Genomic DNA, 20,760 nt, shown 5'->3' on the forward strand with positions numbered 1-20,760 from the left:
CTCACGTTTTCTCTGAGTAGCCGCGGCTAAGCGCCCACAGCTCGGTGTATTTGTTAAATGTATACTGAGCATTCACGACCGCCAGTAACCAGCCCTGTTTTCCGTCCAGCACCCCGCCACGCAGCAGCAAGGTTTTCAGAAATGCTCCGATCGTATGGGTGAAAATACCGGTCAGCGTTGCCTTCTTGCCACGTTGATGGCGTTCCTGTGCCCATGCGGTAGCGTAGTTGAGCTGTTTACGCTGGAAGCTGGCGAAATCGCGGCAGGTCAGGTGCAGTAAATCACCGTTTAAGGCAACTACCGGAGCGTTATCGCAGGCCAGGGATTCATGCACCAGGTTATCGTTGTACTGGTAACGCTCGCGCTCATACAAACGCATCACACGGTCAGGGTACCAGCCGCTGTGGCGCATAAACCGGCCGAGAAAGTAGTTACGACGCGCGATGCTGTACACAGCACCTGGCTGAGGCACGGCGAGCACGCCATGAATCGCCTGCTGGAGCTCTGGCGTAATGCGCTCGTCGGTGTCGATCATCAGCACATAATCGCCGGTCGCGTAAGATTGCGCGCGTTGACGCTGCACGCCATAACCCTGCCAATCTGTATTGGTGTACACCTTCACGCCTGCTGCACGGGCTATCTCTGCCGTGTTGTCCTCACTGCCTGAATCGAGGAGGACAATTTCGTCAGCCCAGGCCACAGAGTCCAGGCAATCGGGAAGCAGGTCGGCGGCGTTTTTGGCGATCATGACGACCGACAGACGCTGAGACATTAATGGCTCCGCTGAGGCAGATAAGGTTGAAGAAGTTGCAGCAGACGGGTCAGTGCGCCCTGGTTCTGATGCAGCACCTCGACGGCATGGCGGCCATACCACAGACGGTAATCTTCGTCAGTCAGAAGGGTCGATACCTCTTTGACCACCGAGTCCGCATCGGTCACGGTAATTAAGCCATCGGCTTGCTGCAATTTAGCGCAGATATCTTTGAAATTAAATGTGTGTGGGCCCATCAGCACCGGAATCGCGTGCGCCGCAGGCTCCAGCGGGTTATGACCGCCGCGCTCGACCAGGCTACCGCCCACAAAGGCGAGGTCGGCAATTCCGTACAGCAGCATCAGTTCGCCCATCGTATCGCCAATCACCACCTGGGTGCTGCTGGACGGGATCTCGCCGCTGCTACGCAGGGTGAAACTGAAACCGCCTTTCTGCACCATCTCGCGGGCGTCTTTGAAACGTTCCGGGTGACGAGGGACCAGAATCAGCAGTAAGTCCGGGAATTTTTCCAGCAGCTTACGGTGCGCTTGCAGGATAATCTCTTCTTCGCCGTCGTGGGTACTGGTGGCAATCCAGACCTGGCGGCGCGGGGCCCACTGGCGACGCAATGTGACTGCGCGTGCGGCGAGCTCGGGCGTGACCGAAATATCGAATTTCAGGCTGCCGGTCACCGCCAGCTGGTTGCGCTTGAGGCCAAGAGAGATAAAGCGTGCGGCGTCTTCTTCGTTCTGTGCGGCAATCAGTGTGATCTTGCCCAGCAGACGACGCATAAATTTACCCAGCTTGCCGTAGCCTTTTGCCGAGCGCTCAGAGAGGCGCGCGTTGGCGATAACCAGCGGGATTTTACGGGCATGAAGGGCGGAAATCATATTCGGCCACAGTTCGGTTTCCATCACGATCACAAGCTTTGGGCGAACGGTATTCAGGAAACGATTCATGGCGCAGGGCAGATCGTAAGGCAGATAGACGTGATGCACGCCTTTGCCAAATGCGGACATAACGCGCTCTGAGCCGGTCGGGGTCATGGTGGTGACGGTTATCGGCAAAGAGGGGTAACGGTGGCGCAGGGCGCGTACCAGCGGAATAGCCGCCAGCGTTTCGCCAACAGAAACGGAATGCAGCAAAATACCGTCCGGGGCGACTTTATTGCGGCAATAGCCATAGCGTTCAGCCCAGCGTTTTCGGTACGCAGGCGCTTTACGGCTACGAAGCAACAGTCGCAGCCACACCAGTGGCTGAATGATGTAGAGCAGAGCGGTATACAACAATTCCAAGCGATTATCCGTTTTTTTTAGTTTCGGCGGGCAAATTCTAAGCATTTAAGCCAGGTAAAGCTATCTCTTATGCCAGATACCGCTTTAAACGGAAATAACGGCGGCCCAGGCGCCAGTGCTGGCGAAGCCCACGGGCGTTTTTCCAGATAAGTGCCCAGATCCCGCGATCGAACAGCTCCTGGATAATTTCACGCTTTTTGGCCGTATCGCCAATGTTGTTAATCGCGTGCAGGATCCCCAGACCCTCTTTCGCGATTTGCCACTGGCAGGCCGGCACGCGGCGCACGGCATCCGGGTAGCGCTGGTTGATAACGTCCAGCATCTCAAGGATTTTCATATAGTGGCGCGCGTTACGCATCCGCGAGTCATCCGTGCCCGGCGTGTGTGATACCGATGCGGAATGGATGAGATAGTCGTAGAAGGTTTCGTCTGTGTACTGAACGCGTTTGGCGGTCAGCAGCACTTCGGTCGTCCACGGGATATCCTGGTGGCGCAGTCCATGCTCGAACGTGAACCCTTGCGCTTTAATAAACGCGTGGCGATAAATATTAAGCCAGGTCACATGCAGGAATTTACGCGATGCCAGCGCGCGCTGAAGCCAGGTTGGGCCATCCAGCACGTCGGTGGATTGCAGTTTGTCGGACGGGAAGATTTTTTTCGCAGGTCTGCCATCATCGTAAATATAGGTGCCGTTACAGGTGGCGACGTCGAGATCGTTTTTCTTCGCCATCTCCAGCAGGCGTGGGTACATGCCCGGGTAAATCACATCGTCGATGTCCGGGAACGCGACATACTCGCCTGTGGCCTCAGCCAGACCGGTGTTACGAGCGGCAGAGACGCCCTGGTTGGTCTGTTCGATGACCTTGTAATACGGGAATTCACTGGCGTATTGCGCAATGATGGCCGCAGAGTTATCGCTTGACCCATCGTCCACAACGACAAGTTCCAGACTGTCCAGATGTTGAGCTTTGATGCTGTCGAAAAATGCACTCAGGAATTTTTCACCGTTATAGACGGCGACCACAAGGCTCAATAAAGGTGTGTCGGACATGCTTTCTCCGTTGTGTTCAGGGCAGGCCACCCATGTTGGTGGTACCATTCGTGCTGTATTATATCTGGTGGATACTAAAAACATATGCCTGGAGGGACAAAGATCCCGTCAGGCGGCAAATTAGCGTCACGCTGGCGAGATTCATAACAGGAAATGTATGCATATTGTTCACACTGAAGCAGACGGTGGTAAAGGCGGGCAGCCTTTGCGCATTATTAACGAATCGTTAGGCATGATTCAGCGTGGCCATCAGGTGACCATTCTTTGCCCGGAAACCGCGCCGCTGCACGCGATGGCGAAAAGCGCCGGGCTAACGGTTGTCACCATGCCGTTAAAGCGTAAGAACCTTAAAAATCTGCAATTGTTACGTCGCTGGCTGAGTGACAGCCGTAAATCGATTGATGTCATCAATAGCCATAACTCAGCTGATACCTGGCTGGTGGCACTGGCAAACCTGACGCTGTCGAACCCTGTGCCGCTGGTGCGCACGCGCCATGCCTCTGGTGTGCCGCGTAATAACTGGACGACCCGCTGGCTGTTCCGTAAAGCCTGTGCCCATATCGTCACAACCGGTGAAGCGCTGCGTCATCAGGTGGCGAATATTGGCGTACCCATGTCCCAGAGCACATCCGTGCCGAGCGGTGTGGATACGCAGCGCTTTCACCCGGCGGATAAACACGACGCCCGCGTGCACTGTGGATTGTCGCAGGAGGATTTCTGGCTGGGGGTGGTGTCGCATCTGCGTCCGAACAAAGGCCACAGTGTGCTGCTGCGCGCCCTGGCGCAAATCGATAACCCACACATCAAGCTGGCGATTGTCGGGGAAGGGCCGCACAAGGCCACGCTGGAGCAGGAAATCGTCGGCCTGGAATTGCAACAGCGCGTAGTGATGGCGGGGCATCAAAGCGACCCTGAGCGCTGGTTCCCGGCGTTTGATATTGCGCTGAGTCCTTCACACGATATGGAAGGTGTTCCTCAGGGCGTTCTGCAATCGCTGGCGTCTCGTATTGCCACCATCGCGACCGATGCTGGCGGGACGGCGGATGCGGTGATTGATGGTCAGACGGGGATTCTGATCGCCCAGCGTGATGAAAAAGCGCTGCACGATGCCATTGTGAAACTGTATGACGACGCAGCTCTTCGCGAAAAGCTGGCACAGCAGGGTTATGATTACCTGAGCACCCACTTTACCCGCGAATGTATGCTGGACGCGATGGAGAAAGTCTTCTCTGAAGCGGCTCAGCGCAGCAGGTCGCGATAAAGCGCCTGGAGCTCTTTTGCCATTCTGTCCAGGGTGTAGGGTTCAGCGGTTGCGCGCGCAGCCGCTGAATAATCAACGCCCTGACCACGGCCTTGCAGCCAGTGGGCGATAGCCTGCTGATAGCCTTCACTGTCGAGCGCGTCGCGCACCCAGCCGTTTTGACCTTCAGTTATCCATTCTGCCGCGCCGCAGCCGTGGCTGGTGAGCAGCGGCAGACCACAGGCCAGCGCTTCCACGCAGACATTCGGGAACGGATCGTAGAGCGTAGGCAGGATCAGCGCGTCCGCCGTGCCGTAAACTTCCCGCACATCTGCAACCGGCCCCAGGAAACGCACGCGTGATGCCACGCCGAGCGTCTGTGCCAGCTTTTCAAATTTGCGCGCGTGTTTATCGCGACCGGCAACCAGCAGCCAGACGTCAGAATGCGGGACAATGGCACGTAGCGCGGTGGCCACGCCTTTACGGCTAAAACCAGACCCGACATACGCCAGCACTGGCGCATCTTCGGGGATGCCGAGCGCAGCACGCTGCGACAACGCGCGGACATCCGGGCTAAAATGCGCCGTATCCACACCGTTGTAGATCACGGTCAGTTTGTCATCCGACAAAGCAAAGCGGCGGGCGATGTCATCACGCACCATCTTTGAGTTGCAGATAACGGTGCGCAGTTGCGGATGGGTAAACATCTGCGCTTCAGCCTGCAAAATATAGCGGTGATAACGGCTGAATGACTGCGCCCAGCGTGCCAGCGGCGATAAAATGCGGCCATACTGCTCAAGCCATGTGGCGTGTATGCCATCGCCTGCGCGGAAAATGGTTGCCCCCGGAATTCGCTCATGGCTTTGCACAATATCGAACTGAGCAAAATGCGAGGCTGCTTCCACCGCAAACCCGGACTCGCGGGCAATACGGTTACGGAACGGCGGGTTTACCGTCAGTGTTTTCCAGCCTGAAGCATCTTCCCACTGGCGGGCAATCAGCGTGACATCCAGGGTCGTGTCCTGAGCCAACACGTTCAGCGCGCGGGAAACAAAACGCTCCGCGCCGCCGTTGGGGTTGTAGGTCTGTCGGACGATCGCCAGCTTCATGCAGGATATTCCAGCAGCAGGGTATCAATAGCGCTCAACACCTGTTGCGGGGTAATGGCGGTGATGCAGTCGGAAACGCCACCGTCACCGCAGCCCGCCTTGCCGCAAGGCTGGCAGGTAAATCCGGCGGTGATCACGCGATAATTCACACCCCACGGTGCCCACTTGATTGCCCCGGTTGGGCCAAAGATAGCCACGGTCGGGGTCCCTACGGCACTGGCGAGGTGCATTGGCATGGAGTCAACGCCGAAGTAAATACGCGCGTGCTTCATCAGGGCACCCAGCTCTTTCAGGTTCAACTGACCGCTTAAATCAAACACCGGCTGGGTAAGCGCAGCACGCAGCTCATCCATATACGCGGTTTCTTCTTTTGACGGCGCGGCAGAGAGGATAATCGGCAGGCCACGAGCCGCCAGGTTATCGATTGTTGCCGCCAGCTTTTTGATATCCCAGGCTTTAAACATCCAGCGCGACGTCGGGTGCACCAGAATGTAGGATTTACTCTGTAGACCAAATCCGGCCAGTTTCTCAGCTATGGAGGTTTCCGCCGCGTCACCCGGTACAAACAGGGTATGTTTGTCTTCATCAGACTGCGGGTGGATCCCTACCCGACGCAGGGCGTCCAGATTCACTTCCACCATGTGGCGGCTGTTGTCCTGAATCGCCGGGTAGAGCGTGGTGAAGGATTTCACCCAACGACGACGTGCCAGTCCACCGCGTTTATCCGGTTTAAAGCCGACGGAGACACGCGGCTTCAGCCGACGCGCCAGACGCGCGCCGTGCCAGTGTTCGGTTAGGTTAATCAGCACATCGTACTGACGTCCTTTCAGCGTATTGACCAGAGCACGATACAGGCGGAACTGCTCGAACCAGCCCTTTTTGCGCCAGTTGCGACCAATGGTATGCACCTGATCGATATGCGGATGGCTGGTCAGCATCGCCTGCGTGTCGTCGTAGACCAGCGCGTCGACTTCAACATTCGGCCAGTTCTTTTTCAGCACGGTAAAGACCGGCGAGGTAAGCAGTACGTCACCGTGGTGACGCAGCTTAATGATCAGCACGCGCTTTGGTGGGCGCTCCGCTGAGAAAAAATCAGACATAGGCTCTCTCTGCTGCCAGCAAAGGCTCTAATTGCGCAAATACCGCAGCGGCGCTGAGGTCGCTCAGCTGCGATGAATGTTCCGGACGGCAGATATATTGATTTTTTCCGTAGCCGCCGATAAGACCCGGGTCCGTTGGGCCGTAAAGCGTAATATTAGGTCTATCCAGTGCGGCCGTCAGGTGGCTCAGGCCAGTATCTACCGATACCACTGCCGTCGCGCCCGCCAGCTCTTGTGCCACGCCATCGAGCTTCATGCGTGGCAAGACGTCCACGTAATCAAACCCTTCTGCCAGGCGTTTGGCGCGCGCCTCTTCATGCGGGGCACCCCACGGCAGTTTGATGCGCAAACCTGCGCTACCCAGTAAACCGATCAGCTCACGCCAGTGGGTTTCCGGCCAGTGTTTGTCATCCCGGGTGGTGGCATGGAGGAAAATCAGATAAGGCGCGCTAAGTTGCTGTGAATTATGAAGGAAATGCTGCGAAATGGCGTAATCGCCCTGCATTTCAGGTTTGGTATAACCCAGGCTTTTGGCGAACAGTTCACGGGTACGTTCCACCGCGTGCTGCTGTTTCGCAATATGATGGCGACGGTTAAAGAACAGGCTTGCCAGCGGTTCGCGGGCGCTTTGCCAGTCCATGCCGTGCTTTACGCCGTGCGCCAGTCGCGTCACCAGCGCGGCGCTTTTGACCAGCCCTTGTGCGTCGATGATGGCATCGTAATGCTGAGCCTGCACCGCATCGCGAAACGCTTTGCGCTCGGCTTTAATCGGTGCGGAGAACCACGCCTTACGCCAGCGGCGGATAGCCACCGGGATCACACGGTCGACCGCTTCATGCCAGGTGGGGATCTGCGCGAAACCTTCTTCCACCACCCAGTCAAAACGAATGCCGGGAATGGCTTGCATCGCGTCCGTAAGGGACGGCAGCGTATGCAGTACATCGCCCATCGAAGAGGTTTTAACGATCAATACCCGCATTCGTTATCCTTCTTCGCTCAACAGCAGTTCGTTAAGCTCTTCGAGCACGCGCTCTGGCGTAATGTCGATCAGGCTCTGATGATAGCCTTGTGCCGCATCGCCTTTACGCACTTTGTGGTAGCCGGTGATCAGGCGAATAACACGCGCCTTGTGTGACAGCGGCGGGGTGAAGTCCGGGCTGCTTGGGCCATAAAGGGCAACCAGCGGGCGGTTAAGCGCAGCAGCAACGTGCATCAGGCCAGAATCGTTGGTGACCACGGCTTTACAGGCGGCAATCAGAATAACCGCTTGCTCCAGCTGGGTTTCCCCGGCCAGGTTACGGCACCAGGCCTGCTGTTCTGTGCTCAGTGTGGCAAGGATTTCATTGCCCGCTTCGTGATCTTTCGCCGAGCCGAACAGGACAATCTGGTTGCCTTCGTCGATAAGCTGTTTTGCCAGTTCGGCGTAGTGATAGTGCGGCCAGCGTTTTGCCGGGCCGAACTCTGCGCCAGGGCAGAAACCGATCATTGGGCGTTCGTCCGAAATACCAAACGCGTTGCAGGTCTGGGATTTTTCGCCATCGTTAACCTGCAACTGCGGCCACAACAGCGGCTGCGGCAGGTCTTTCGCACTGCGCATCACGCCTTTGTCGTAGGCCAGCGCAACATAGCGCTCCACCATCAGTGGCCAGGCCGCTTTATCCAGCACGCGGGCGTCGTTCAGCAGGCCGTAACGCATTTCACCGCGCCAGCCGGTGCGATGAGGCACGCCAGCAAAGAAGGGTACTAAGGCGGATTTAAACGAGTTGGGCAGCACGTAAGCGCGATCGTAGCGCTTTTCGCGCAGGCTGTGGCCGAGCTTGCGGCGTTCACCGATTTCCAGCGCCCCGTGGCCCAGCGGCATCGGGATAGCGTCGTTTACTTCAGGCATCCGCGATAACAGCGGACGGCACCATGCAGGTGCCATCACGTCGATTATCGCCTGGGGATAGCGCGCCTTGAGCGTGCGATAGAGACTTTGCGACATCATCATGTCGCCCACCCATGACGGGCCGATCACCAGTATCTTCATGCTTACTTCTTACGCGTCGCGGTTCAGCCAGGCCATATATTCCGTTACGCCTTCGGCAACGGTCTTGAACGGCTTGTCGTAGCCCGCAGCACGCAGGTTGGTCATGTCAGCCTGAGTGAATGCCTGGTAGCGGCCTTTCAGCTTTTCCGGGAACGGAATGTACTCAATGCTGCCTTTTTTGTGATACGCCAGGGTTGCGTCCGCAACGGCCTGGAAGGATTCTGCACGGCCCGTACCCAGGTTGAAGATACCGGACACGCCGTTTTCCCAGAACCACAGGTTCACCGCGGCAACGTCGCCAACATAAACGAAGTCACGCTTGAAGCTATCGCTGCCTTCGAACAGTTTCGGACTTTCGCCATTATTCAGTTGGGTGTTCAGGTGGAACGCAACGCTCGCCATGCTGCCTTTGTGGCCTTCACGCGGCCCGTACACGTTGAAGTAGCGGAAGCCCACGATCTGGGAATTTGCTTCAGGCAGAACCTGACGCACGTATTCGTCGAACAGGAACTTAGAGTAGCCATATACGTTCAGCGGCTGCTCATATTCACGGGATTCGATGAAGTTTGACGTACGGCCGCCGTAGGTTGCCGCAGAAGAGGCATACAGGAACGGAATTTCACGCTCCAGGCAGTAGTGCAGAATCTCTTTGGAGTACTGATAGTTGTTGTCCATCATGTACTTGCCGTCCCACTCGGTGGTGGAAGAGCACGCACCCTCGTGGAAGATAGCTTCGATTTCGCCGAACTCTTCACCTGCCATAATCTGGATAAGGAAGTCTTCTTTATCCATATAGTCAGCAATGTTCAGATCCACCAGGTTTACAAATTTGGTGCCGTCTTTCAGGTTGTCCACCACCAGGATGTCGGTGATGCCTTTGTCATTGAGAGCCTTAACAATATTGCTGCCGATAAAGCCCGCGCCGCCGGTAACGATAATCATAACTGTAACCTTTGAAGTGTGGAGCCCGGGGACAATCCCGGACGCTAATGTTTCTATCATATCATTAGTATGGCGACCCTACAGCCATTCACCGACATCGCGCATGGGTACGCGTGATTTATGCTACAAAAACGAGAAGAGATAATGTGTCATCTCGTCATGAAGTATAGGTTTGGGTAATATGTGCCGAAATTTGCCGAGTCTGGAGAATTGCAATGCGTGGTGATTTTTACAAACAGTTAAACAGCGACCTGGACACCGCACGCGCGGAAGGGTTGTTCAAAGAAGAACGCATCATCACTTCTGCACAGCAGGCGGACATCACCGTCGCCGATGGCAGCCATGTGATCAATTTTTGTGCGAACAACTATTTAGGTCTTGCGAATCACCCTGAGCTGATTGCCGCTGCGAAAAACGGCATGGACACCCATGGTTTCGGTATGGCCTCCGTACGCTTTATCTGCGGTACGCAGGACAGCCACAAGCAGCTTGAGAAAAAGCTGGCGAGCTTCCTCGGAATGGAAGACGCGATCCTGTACTCCTCTTGCTTTGATGCTAACGGCGGCCTGTTTGAAACGCTGCTGGGCGCAGAAGATGCGATTATTTCCGATGCGCTGAACCACGCCTCCATCATCGATGGCGTGCGTCTGTGTAAAGCGAAGCGTTTCCGCTATGCCAACAACGATATGGCTGAACTGGAAGTACGCCTGAAGGAGGCGCGTGAAGCGGGCGCTCGCCATGTGCTGATCGCCACCGACGGCGTGTTCTCAATGGACGGCGTGATCGCCAACCTGAAGGGCGTGTGTGACCTGGCGGATAAATATGATGCGCTGGTGATGGTCGATGACTCTCATGCGGTGGGCTTTGTGGGCGAAAATGGTCGTGGTTCGCACGAATACTGCGACGTGATGGGCCGTGTGGACATCATCACCGGCACGCTCGGTAAAGCACTGGGCGGCGCGTCCGGCGGCTATACCGCAGCGCGTAAAGAAGTGGTCGAGTGGCTGCGTCAGCGTTCCCGTCCGTACCTGTTCTCCAACTCCCTGGCACCAGCCATTGTTTCAGCCTCCATCAAAGTGCTGGAGATGGTGGAATCAGGCGCGGAACTGCGTGACCGTCTGTGGTCCAATGCGCGTCTGTTCCGTGAAAAAATGAGTGCCGCAGGCTTTACCCTGGCCGGTGCTGACCACGCGATCATCCCGGTAATGCTGGGCGATGCGGTTGTGGCGCAGAACTTTGCCCGTGAACTGCAAAAAGAAGGGATTTACGTTACCGGGTTCTTCTTCCCGGTGGTGCCAAAAGGTCAGGCGCGTATTCGCACCCAGATGTCTGCGGCGCATTCGCCTGAACAAATTGAACGTGCGGTTGAAGCCTTTACCCGCATCGGCAAACAACTGGGCGTGATTGCCTGAGGACGTGAGATGAAAGCGTTATCCAAACTGAAAGCAGAAGAAGGGATTTGGATGACCGACGTGCCGGAGCCGGAAGTCGGTCATAACGATCTGCTGATCAAAATCCGTAAAACCGCCATCTGCGGTACTGACGTCCATATTTACAACTGGGACCAGTGGTCGCAGAAAACCATTCCGGTACCTATGGTGGTTGGCCACGAATATGTCGGCGAAGTGGTTGGCATTGGTCAGGAAGTGAAAGGCTTCAAAATTGGCGATCGCGTGTCTGGCGAAGGTCACATCACCTGCGGTCATTGCCGTAACTGCCGCGGTGGTCGTACGCACCTGTGCCGCAATACCGTGGGTGTGGGTGTCAACCGTCCTGGCTGTTTTGCGGAATATCTGGTGATCCCGGCATTCAACGCGTTCAAAATCCCGGACAACATTTCCGACGATCTGGCCTCCATCTTCGACCCGTTCGGTAATGCGGTGCATACGGCGCTGTCGTTCGATCTGGTGGGTGAAGACGTGCTGGTGTCTGGTGCTGGTCCGATCGGCATTATGGCTGCAGCAGTGGCGAAACACGTCGGCGCGCGTAACGTTGTTATCACTGACGTGAATGAATATCGTCTGTCGCTGGCACGCAAAATGGGCGTTACCCGTGCTGTGAATGTCTCTAAAGAGAGCCTGAACGACGTGATGGCTGAGCTGGGCATGACCGAAGGCTTCGACGTGGGCCTGGAGATGTCTGGCGCACCACCGGCGTTCCGTACCATGCTGGATACCATGAACCACGGTGGCCGTATCGCCATGCTGGGTATTCCGCCGTCAGACATGTCTATCGACTGGAACAAGGTGATCTTCAAGGGTTTGTTCATCAAAGGCATCTATGGCCGTGAGATGTTCGAAACCTGGTACAAGATGGCTGCACTGATCCAGTCTGGTCTGGATCTGTCGCCAATCATTACTCATCGCTTCTCCATCGATGAGTTCCAGCAGGGCTTTGACGCAATGCGTTCAGGCCAGTCCGGGAAAGTTATCCTGAACTGGGATTAAGCTGCTCTCAGGCACCCGTTTTACGGGTGCCTGTACACGTTTTAGCGGTTTGACTTTCCAGGGGTTACTTGTTAACTTCTGGCGAATTTTTCTCCACAGAGTCTTCTCCGCGCGTTCATTCTTGCAGTCATAATGATTACGTCAGGAAAGATTTTGCCAGGCTAATCAGGTCATTATGTCCACATTGTTTTCGCAAAAGTTGGTTGATACCCCTTCACGGCTTGCCGCTTTTTTAACTGTAGTTGTTTCCCTGCTAATAGTTATTGGCGTTAATATTGTAAATGCTAAATATAATGCGGTGATTAACCGAACGCTGGTTTTTGTACTGATATTGCTGACGTTAAAGTGCATAAATAACAAATTTATTAAAAACGTACTGGCGGTAGTTTTATTAATTCCAGTCGCGGCTGATCTTACCCTTCAGTTATATGCGTGGAATAACTTCAATTCAGCATTTAGCTATGGGTTTGCGCTCAGCGTATTAAATACCACGCCGGGTGAAGCCAGTTCGATGCTCGGGCTGTACTGGCGTGAATGCATTATCTTTGTGGCGTTTTCCGCGCTGTTTATCTATACCGCCAACACTGGCGGATGGCCTGTTGCACCACGTTTTCGTCGCTGGCCGGTTATTGCGCTGGCATTAACGCTCGCAGCCTTTATCGGCCAGGCCTGGCAGCATCAGCTCAGAAGAAGTAATGTCGAAAGCATGGCGCAGCGCGTTGTGCAAGCCACGCCAGTCAGTACTGCAAAAGTGTTTATGCAGGCGATAGAAGATAACGCGGTGGTCGCTAATATCGGCAATAACATTCCCGATTATAAACTCACGCTGTCGGACACCGGAATTGAAAACTATGTGCTGATCATTGGTGAGTCAGAGCGCACGGCAAACATGGGTATCTATGGTTATCAACGGGATACCACGCCAGAGCTGGAGAAACAAAAATCGCAGCTTTTGCTGTTCCGCAATGCTGTAACTCCCGCACCTGTCACCATTATGGCCGTGCCATTAGCAATGACAGCCGATACCGTGGGCAAGCGCGATCCGCATAAATACAGCGATAATGTCATTAATATCGCCAATAAAGCGGGGTATGACACCTACTGGTTTAGCCGTCAGGGCAAGGGCGGGGCGCATAATAATGTCATTACCGGCATCGCCATGAACACCAGGCAGCATCAGTGGGTAGAAGGGGGCTATGATGAAGACCTGCTTCCGTTACTGAATGATGCGCTGAAAAAACCGGGCAAAAAAATCATCGTTCTGCACCTGTACGGTAGCCACGAGCCAGCCTGTCGACGCTTCCCGGCAAGCCAGGCCGTTCTGAGTGGCGGCAGCGAAGCCGATGATTGTTACGATAACTCGGTGCGTTACACCGATACTCTGATGGGAAATGTATTCCGTACTCTGGAAAACTCGCGTTCATCGGTGATGTATTTTTCCGATCACGGTCTGATTCGTGATCCGCAGCGTTCGGTGGTTTACTCTCACGGCAACGTTAACCCTCCCAGAGAGGCCCTGCAGATCCCGATGTTTATCTGGTACGGGCAACAGGTTGATTCTAAAAATAAACTCATCGGCGACTATGATAAGCCCTGGTCCGCTGATGATGTAAACACGCTCGCGGAGTTGTGGTTAGGCATTCATCGTCAGGGAGAGCCTGAGCAGTCGGTACAGTCCTGGCTTGCCAGTTACGATAAGAATGTGACGGTGCTGGATACGACAGGTAAGTCGTATGAATGGCGCAATATTCGTTAACACAGGTACGTTCAACAAACGTAACGGGATGTGCTAGCCTGTTTTTTACTTTCAGTAAGTGGAATGATGATGAGTAACTTAACATTAGATAAGACCCAATATTATTTATTACAGCTATTATTCGGGCTATGTGCTGTTGCGTTTGGGTGCGTTATTGTTTCACCCAATTTTTCGATAAAAGTATTTAGTGTTGCCGGCATTGTTGCTCTGGTTGCATTTTTACTGGATATCAAAAATTTTAAAAAACATGATGCATTTTGGCTGTGCCTTGTGCTGCTGGTTATTGGTATTTGCGATCTCGTCTGGTATCGCATGTTTAAGGTAGAGAGTAGTCCTGCAATTAACTCTTACCGCGCGTATCTGGAAGTGGGTAAAATTTGCTTATTTGGTGCATTCTCGCTGTTCGTCTTCGCAAACAGAAGCCAGCTCAAAATCGGTAGCAATAAAATTCATGTGTTGCTGGCTGTTCTGCTCCAGGTGATGATTATTGTTTATGCAAGCTATCAGCACTTTTTCCTTGATAGCCAAAGGGTAACGCTTGCACTGAAGGGGGGAACCAATGCGACGGGTGCGGCGTATACCATCGCATTTATCTCCTTCTATACTATCATTGTGATGCAGCACAGCGCTTCCCGCTGGAAAGGATTGGGTATCCTTGGGCACTTCTTTATTACCTTCCTGATTCTGGTTTCTACAGAAACGCGTGCCGCTATTCTGGCGTATCCTGTTATCTTCTTCGGTCTGCTGGTGGTGAAGTTCTACAAAGAAAAGCATATCCCGTGGAAAGGCGTCGGTGTGCTTCTGGTCGCGTTGCTTGCGGGTATGTTTATGATGAAGCACAGCCTGATCCAGCGTTATAACGATTTAAACCACGATATTGTGGCCTATGATAAAGACAACAGCACCACGTCCGTTGGGGCGCGTTTCGCTATGTGGAAAACCGGGTTAATTGCGGCAGAAGATAACTATTTTTGGCAATCCACTGATGTGCGTAATGCCAAAATTACTGAAGTAGTGAAAAAAGATCCTAGCCTGGCAGGTGCGTTAGAACATATGCGTGGTCATTTGCATAATGAAGTGGTTGAGACGCTTTCTTTAAAAGGACCTTCAGGTTTAATACTTTATATTCTGTTTGTAATATCTCTTGCGTGGTATGCATTGCGGAAGCTGAAAAGCGTTATTCTTTGTGCCTTCCTGGTGTCATTAATTATGTTCGGTTTAAGCGGTGTAATGTTCTATTCTAAAACCACGCCGGTTGCCTGGATGCTGACACTTATAATGTCGGTTGTTTTCCTTGAGCAAAACAAGCATCGGGATATCATAAAGTAATCGTTTTGATTCTCCACCGGGAAAAAGGTATTCTCCCGGTGGAAAAATGTCATTTAACAGACGAGCACGCTATGAACGAACTGATTTCAGTAATCATCACCACCTACAACAGAGAGGATTTGCTGGAACGTGCCATTTGCTCAGTAATTGCTCAGACTTACCCTGCTGTAGAATTGATTATTGTTGATGACTGTTCGAACGAAAAAACGGCGCAACTCATTGAACGTATACGATCAGAATGTGACGCGCGTTTTGTGCATTTCACTTATGAACGTAACGAGAAGAACAGCGGCTCTAACTTCAGCCGCAACCGGGGTTACGCACTCTCGCACGGTGTGTTTGTCACCGGTCTGGATGACGACGACTATTTCCTCCCTGAGCGTTTATCAAAGCTGGTTTCGCGCTACGATGAAAACTATGCCTTTGTTACGGATACCCCTGCCCGGCTGGATAAAACTCACCGCACCTATCCAGATACCAACGATAAAAGAATAATTGGGTTACAGGATATCCTCTGTGAAAACGTGGTGGGTAATCAGGTACTGACAACGAAAGAGAAACTGTCAGGCGTGGGGGGGTTTTCCCCTGAGATTAAACAACAGCAGGATCGCGATGTCTGGATTAAATTAATCCTGAAATATGGTCCCGGTATTAAATACAGTTTTAGCACCGCCATGGTGGATGCTGAGCACGGCAGTAACCGAATTACATCGCAAATTAAAAAATACAATGCTTACCGGAAGCTCTATTTTAAATACCGTGAGCACATGTCCGAAGAAACCAAAAGCAATAACCTGTTCCAGCTGATGTCGTTCCGTGGGTTTAAATCTTCGCGCATGAACTGTTTATTACGCGGGCGTAAAAAAGATGCCAAGCTGAGAATGAAACTGCTGCGCCGTACGTTAAAAGAGATGTTCCAGGGTAGATAAGGGCGAAATGATGAATCTCAATCTAATCAATAAACTCATCAAAAAAGCACGGCGCTGGCAGAAGAAAACCGGTTTATCTCTTTTCCAGCGTGCGGCTGCGCATTTTGAGCAGAAGAAAAAAGAGACGCTGTTTGGCGTTATTGATGCGCTGAAAATTCAGCCAGAATCCGCGAGCAACACTGAACCCAGCCAGTCGCGCATTATCTGGATCTGCTGGTTTCAGGGGCTGGAAAGCGCGCCAGAGCTGGTTAAGCGTTGTATCGAATCCGTACAACGTAATACGCCTGACGCTCAGGTTGTTATCCTGACGGATGACAATATCCCTGATTACCTCTCATTACCGGAACACATTAAAACCAAGTATCAGGCCGGGCTTATCAGCAAAGCACAATATTCCGATATTGTTCGCTGCTCATTGCTGTATCAGTACGGCGGGATCTGGATGGATGCCACCGTCTTTATGACGAAAGCCGTGCCCGAGTCTTTCTATGAAAATAGCTTCTCTTCGCTGCGTTTTGACTCACGCGAAAATGCGACAAGCCAGGGATTCTGGACGGCCTATTTTCTTGCCTCGCAAAAGGGCAATACGCTGGTGAAACTGGTTCGGGATATCCTTTATCGTTACTGGCAACATCACGATACCCTGATCGAATATTTCCTGATTGATTACAGCTTCTTGTATGCCCGCGAACGTTATCCTCAGTTTCACGAGGTAATGAATGCGCAGCCGGTGACGGGAAATAATCGCTTTTTGATTCGCCAGTTTATCTCTGCTGCACCTGATGCAGCGGCGATTGATACCCTGAACCGCGATCCCGTGGGGATCTATAAACTCTCCCACAAGGAACAGTATCGTACTGCGGATAACGGGAAGCCGACGCTGTACAGCCAGATCCTCGACGATACCTTCCGTCTGTAATGACAAAAAAGCCACCCTCACAGGTGGCTTTTTGTTATCAGGATTTCTTACCCCATCCCTGCCACTGCTGCTGAACGTATTTCACCAGCGTGCTTTCACTAATGCTATCGCCAATCACTGTGAAGAAGCGGGTCGCGTAGACCGGCGCTGGCGGCTGTTTTGGTTTGCAGCTCTTCACGCCGCGGAACGGATTACGCGGCGCAGATGGCTTAGCGGGTTGTGAAAGATTTGGTGTCGACGTATCTGACTGCGGTTCATTCAGCAGGTCGCTCGGGCGCACCAGCGTGATATCGGAAGGCAAAGTCGGCAGCATCTGTTGCAGGACGCGCACGGTAGACGGATGCGGGTGACCAATGGCAATTGCCGATCCGTTGCGACGCGCCAGCTGCACCGCACGATTGAACTGTACGCGAATATCCGCTTCGTTTTGGGTGTCATCCAGGAACACCTTGCGCTTAATGACTTTCACCCCAGTGCCCTGGGCTGCACGCATGGCCTGGCTGTTGCCGATGGTCATGCTGTCCAGGAAGTAGAGATTGTAGCGCTCCAGCGCCTGCATCACTTTCAGCATGCCGTACAGGTTGGATGTCATCGCGCTGCCCATATGGTTGTTCAGGCCCACGGCAAACGGCACTTTGTTGTAAGCGTCGCGGATGATGCGATCGATCTCATCGCTGCTCATGTCCGGGCGTAGGGTGTCTTTTTCCAGCGGTTGTTTGCTGAGCGGTGCCATCGGCAAATGGATCAGAACCTGATGCCCGCTATTATGGGCTTTGGTTGCCATTTCGCGGGCGTGTGGCGCATTGGGCAGCACGGCGACGGAAATGGCCGACGGCATCGCCAGTACCTGGTTTTCGGTTTGCGGACGATAACCGAAGTCATCAATGACGATGGCAAGTTTGCCTGCGTATACCGGTGCTGCCAGCGCCAGTGCGCTGGCGACGGAGAGAACAATTCGACGAAATTGAAGCAAAACTTATCTTCCCAACCACGGCTGTGGATTGACCGCCTGACCCTGGCGACGAATTTCGAAATAGAGTGACGGGCGGCCCTGACCGCCACTGCTGCCCACAAGGGCGATGGGTTGACCCGCGCGCACCTGAGTGCCGACGCTGACCAGTGCGCTCTGGTTGTAGCCGTAAAGGCTCATATCGCCTTTGCCGTGTTCGACCACCACCACAAGCCCGTAACCCTGTAACCAGTCGGCAAGGATCACGCGGCCATCGGCAATTGCTTTTACTTCGCTACCTTCAGACGCACCGATGACTATCCCTTTCCAACGTAGCTCACCCTGCAACTGTTCGCCATAGCGATGCAGAATAGAGCCGCGAACAGGCCAGTAAGCCTGACCGCGAGGCGCACCCAGACCGCCAGTACGCGACATCAGTGAGCGTTCGCTCTCCGTGGGTTTGTAGGTTGTCCCTTTGCGTGACGCTTCTTGTTGCTTGTCGCGAACGGCCTGCGCATCGCGTGCTTCTTTCTCGGCGCGCGCTTTGGCGGCCGCTTCTGCACGGGCAATGCTGTTACGCAGTTTTGATTCGTTGGCGCGCATTTCGCTTAGCTGGCTCTGGCCTTCCTGAATGGACGACTCAAGACCAGAAAGGGTTTTTTGACGCTCATTACGCGCCTGCTCGAGCTTTGCCTGCTGCGCCTGCTGATCGTAGAGCAGCGTTTGCTGCTGACTCTGTTTCTCTTCCAGCTCGGCTTTTTGTGAGGTGACTTCTTCGCGGGTCTGTTTCAGCTGAGCGATAGTTTCCTGGCGCGCCTGGTTCAGGTAACCGAAGTAGGCCTGCAAACGCTGGCCGCGCTGGGTTTCTTCCCCGCTTAAAATCAGCTGAATGCCGGTATGCTCCCCCTGACGGAAGGCGGCATCAAGCTGAGCCGCGAGATTGCGCTCCTGGCTGGCGCGCTGGCGCTCCAGTTTGGCAATCGAGGCATTCATTTCGTCGATCTGTTTATTCAGCTGCGCGAGGGTGTTTTGTGTTTCACGTAGCTTGCGTGCGGCAGCGGAGATGGCTTCTTCCTGCTGCTTCAGTTGGGCAAGGAGTGATGAACGCTGCTGTTGCTGCTGGCGTACCGCACGCTCTTTGGCGGCGATATCGGCCTGAATAGATTTAAGCTGGTCGCGATCGTCCGCATGTGCGGATGCTGCGCACAGCAATACGCCAGCGCTGAGTGCGCTGGCGCAAAATAGGGCCCTGACTGATAACCGAAGCGGCTTCACGACCCATGTGATTGAAAAAATCGCCTTTCCCCTCATGGGGAGCGATTATTCCACGATGAACAGCGGCTTGCCAGTCATCTCTTTAGGGATTTCCATACCCATCAGCGTCAACATGGTTGGCGCGATGTCGGAAAGCTTGCCGCCTTCCACCGCTTTCAGTGGTTTATCACCGACATAGATCAGCGGAACAGGCAGGTTGGTGTGGGCAGTGTGAGCCTGGCCGGTAGATGGATCGCGCATCTGTTCTGCGTTACCGTGGTCGGCGGTGATCAGCATCTGGCCACCCACGGATTCAATCGCTTTTGTAACCTGCTCAACGCAGTGATCCAGTGCTTCAACGGCTTTGATTGCGGCTTCCATCACGCCGGTATGGCCAACCATGTCGCCATTCGGATAGTTACAGATGATGGTGTCGTACTTACCGCTTTCGATAGCCGCGACCAGTTTTTCAGTCAGCTCGGCAGAGCTCATTTCTGGTTGCAGATCGTAGGTAGCAACTTTCGGCGAGTTGATCAGGATACGGTCTTCGCCTTTGAACGGCTCTTCAACACCACCGTTAAAGAAGAAGGTCACGTGTGCGTATTTCTCTGTTTCAGAGATACGCAGCTGCGTTTTATCGTTTTTCGCCATCCACTCACCGAGGGTGTTTGCCAGTGAGGCCGGTGGGTAAGCGCAGGGTGCTTTGATGTCTGCGGCGTATTCGGTCAGCTGGATGAAATCAAGTTTCACCACTTTCTTACGGGCGAAGCCGTCGAAATCGCTGTTCACGAATGCACGGGTGATTTCACGCGCACGGTCAGCACGGAAGTTCATGAAAATCAACGCATCGCCGTCTTCCATCGCTGCATCGGCCTGGCCTTCAGCGCGGATAACCGTCGCTTTCACGAATTCGTCGTTTTCATCGCGGGCGTAAGCTGCTTCCAGACCTTCTACGGCAGTCGCAAACTGGAACTCGCCTTTTGCCAGGGTCATCAGGTCATAAGCTTGTTCAACGCGATCCCAACGGTTGTCGCGGTCCATTGCGTAGTAACGACCGATGATGGATGCCACACGGCCTTTACCCAGTGCGGCAAATTTGTCTTCGAAGGCTTTCAGGGAACCTTCAGCGCTGCGTGGTGGCGTATCGCGTCCATCAAGGAAAGCGTGCAGATAGATTTTCTCAGCACCGCGTTCTGCTGCCAGCTCAACCATAGCCATGATGTGATCTTCATGGCTATGAACGCCGCCCGCAGAGAGCAGCCCCATGATGTGTACAGCCTTGCCCGCGGCAACGGCTTTATCAACCGCGCCAGACAGCGTTGGGTTAGAGAAGAAAGTACGTTCCTTAATTTCAACGTCCAGACGGGTCAGGTCCTGATACACGATACGACCCGCGCCCAGGTTAACGTGACCGACTTCGGAGTTGCCCATCTGGCGATCCGGCAGACCCACTTCCAGGCCAGATGCATCAATCAGGGTATGGGGACGTTTTGCCCACAGTGCATCCATGACTGGGGTTTTGGCGTTGAAAATGGCGTTATCCTGCTGATCTTCACGGTAGCCATAACCATCCAGAATCACCAGTACCATAGGTTTTTTAGAAACCGACATTGCGACAACCTCATGCTCAAGAGACAAAAAATTTGCGTAATTTTACTAC

18 protein-coding genes are annotated in these 20,760 nt (G+C 53.8%); 7 read left to right on the plus strand and 11 right to left on the minus strand.

The window, feature by feature from the left end; translation table 11 throughout:
- Position 1: 1 nt before the first annotated feature.
- The 3 genes from ACT9TW_RS05885 to ACT9TW_RS05895 form a co-directional block, all read right to left on the minus strand.
- Positions 2–772, minus strand: coding sequence for a glycosyltransferase family 2 protein (locus tag ACT9TW_RS05885; protein WP_446491870.1), 771 nt, complete (start codon positions 770–772; stop codon positions 2–4).
- A complete protein-coding gene (waaA, locus tag ACT9TW_RS05890; RefSeq protein ID WP_446491871.1) occupies positions 772–2,046 on the minus strand; it encodes a lipid IV(A) 3-deoxy-D-manno-octulosonic acid transferase in 1,275 nt (424 codons plus the stop codon). The genes ACT9TW_RS05885 and waaA overlap by 1 nt, the downstream gene beginning before the upstream one ends.
- A 67-nt stretch (positions 2,047–2,113) precedes the next feature.
- Positions 2,114–3,097, minus strand: coding sequence for a glycosyltransferase (locus tag ACT9TW_RS05895; protein WP_446491872.1), 984 nt, complete (start codon positions 3,095–3,097; stop codon positions 2,114–2,116).
- 157 nt (positions 3,098–3,254) lie between these two features.
- On the opposite strand from ACT9TW_RS05895, the gene ACT9TW_RS05900 reads away from it, so the two are divergent.
- A complete protein-coding gene (locus ACT9TW_RS05900; RefSeq protein ID WP_446491873.1) occupies positions 3,255–4,358 on the plus strand; it encodes a glycosyltransferase family 4 protein in 1,104 nt (367 codons plus the stop codon).
- Here ACT9TW_RS05900 and ACT9TW_RS05905 read toward each other — a convergent pair.
- From ACT9TW_RS05905 to rfaD, 5 genes are read right to left on the minus strand one after another with little or no spacing between them, the layout of a single operon-like run.
- The gene (locus tag ACT9TW_RS05905) at positions 4,337–5,446 is read right to left on the minus strand and encodes a glycosyltransferase family 4 protein (protein ID WP_446491874.1); all 1,110 of its coding nucleotides are present in this window, start codon (positions 5,444–5,446) and stop codon (positions 4,337–4,339) included. The genes ACT9TW_RS05900 and ACT9TW_RS05905 overlap by 22 nt on opposite strands.
- A complete protein-coding gene (rfaQ, locus tag ACT9TW_RS05910; RefSeq protein WP_182063173.1) occupies positions 5,443–6,546 on the minus strand; it encodes a putative lipopolysaccharide heptosyltransferase III in 1,104 nt (367 codons plus the stop codon). The genes ACT9TW_RS05905 and rfaQ overlap by 4 nt, the downstream gene beginning before the upstream one ends.
- Entirely contained in the window at positions 6,539–7,525 is a 987-nt protein-coding gene (gene rfaC, locus ACT9TW_RS05915) for a lipopolysaccharide heptosyltransferase RfaC (protein ID WP_446491875.1), read from the minus strand. The genes rfaQ and rfaC overlap by 8 nt, the downstream gene beginning before the upstream one ends.
- A 3-nt stretch (positions 7,526–7,528) precedes the next feature.
- Positions 7,529–8,575, minus strand: coding sequence for an ADP-heptose--LPS heptosyltransferase RfaF (gene rfaF / locus ACT9TW_RS05920; RefSeq protein ID WP_182063175.1), 1,047 nt, complete (start codon positions 8,573–8,575; stop codon positions 7,529–7,531).
- Positions 8,576–8,584: 9 nt separating this feature from the next.
- Positions 8,585–9,517 carry an ADP-glyceromanno-heptose 6-epimerase gene (gene rfaD, locus ACT9TW_RS05925; protein ID WP_182063176.1) on the minus strand — a complete coding sequence of 311 codons (933 nt, stop codon included), beginning with the start codon at positions 9,515–9,517 and terminating at the stop codon, positions 8,585–8,587.
- 215 nt (positions 9,518–9,732) lie between these two features.
- On the opposite strand from rfaD, the gene kbl reads away from it, so the two are divergent.
- The 6 genes from kbl to ACT9TW_RS05955 all read left to right on the plus strand — a co-directional run bounded on the left by kbl (position 9,733) and on the right by ACT9TW_RS05955 (position 16,897).
- The gene (gene kbl, locus ACT9TW_RS05930; RefSeq protein ID WP_446491876.1) at positions 9,733–10,929 is read left to right on the plus strand and encodes a glycine C-acetyltransferase; all 1,197 of its coding nucleotides are present in this window, start codon (positions 9,733–9,735) and stop codon (positions 10,927–10,929) included.
- Positions 10,930–10,938: 9 nt separating this feature from the next.
- Positions 10,939–11,964, plus strand: a complete 1,026-nt coding sequence (gene tdh, locus ACT9TW_RS05935) for an L-threonine 3-dehydrogenase (protein ID WP_446491877.1) — start codon at positions 10,939–10,941, stop codon at positions 11,962–11,964.
- 175 nt (positions 11,965–12,139) lie between these two features.
- Positions 12,140–13,720: a phosphoethanolamine transferase gene (locus ACT9TW_RS05940; RefSeq protein ID WP_182063179.1), complete on the plus strand. Its 1,581-nt coding sequence runs from the start codon at positions 12,140–12,142 to the stop codon at positions 13,718–13,720.
- 63 nt (positions 13,721–13,783) lie between these two features.
- Positions 13,784–15,049, plus strand: coding sequence for an O-antigen ligase family protein (locus tag ACT9TW_RS05945; protein ID WP_446491878.1), 1,266 nt, complete (start codon positions 13,784–13,786; stop codon positions 15,047–15,049).
- Between the two features lie 71 nt (positions 15,050–15,120).
- A complete protein-coding gene (locus ACT9TW_RS05950) occupies positions 15,121–15,978 on the plus strand; it encodes a glycosyltransferase (protein WP_446491879.1) in 858 nt (285 codons plus the stop codon).
- Positions 15,979–15,985: 7 nt separating this feature from the next.
- Positions 15,986–16,897: a capsular polysaccharide synthesis protein gene (locus ACT9TW_RS05955; RefSeq protein WP_259349693.1), complete on the plus strand. Its 912-nt coding sequence runs from the start codon at positions 15,986–15,988 to the stop codon at positions 16,895–16,897.
- 37 nt (positions 16,898–16,934) lie between these two features.
- On the opposite strand, the gene ACT9TW_RS05960 is transcribed toward ACT9TW_RS05955, so the two are convergent.
- From ACT9TW_RS05960 to gpmM, 3 genes are read right to left on the minus strand one after another with little or no spacing between them, the layout of a single operon-like run.
- Complete coding sequence (locus ACT9TW_RS05960) at positions 16,935–17,870, minus strand: divergent polysaccharide deacetylase family protein (RefSeq protein WP_446491880.1); 936 nt, start codon at positions 17,868–17,870, stop codon at positions 16,935–16,937.
- A 3-nt stretch (positions 17,871–17,873) separates the two neighbouring features.
- Positions 17,874–19,133 carry a murein hydrolase activator EnvC gene (envC, locus tag ACT9TW_RS05965; protein ID WP_315688730.1) on the minus strand — a complete coding sequence of 420 codons (1,260 nt, stop codon included), beginning with the start codon at positions 19,131–19,133 and terminating at the stop codon, positions 17,874–17,876.
- A gap of 33 nt (positions 19,134–19,166) precedes the next feature.
- Positions 19,167–20,711, minus strand: a complete 1,545-nt coding sequence (gpmM, locus tag ACT9TW_RS05970) for a 2,3-bisphosphoglycerate-independent phosphoglycerate mutase (RefSeq protein ID WP_446491881.1) — start codon at positions 20,709–20,711, stop codon at positions 19,167–19,169.
- Between the last annotated feature and the right edge of the window lie 49 nt (positions 20,712–20,760).

It is taken from the genome of Enterobacter sp. C4G1, from assembly GCF_052886895.1.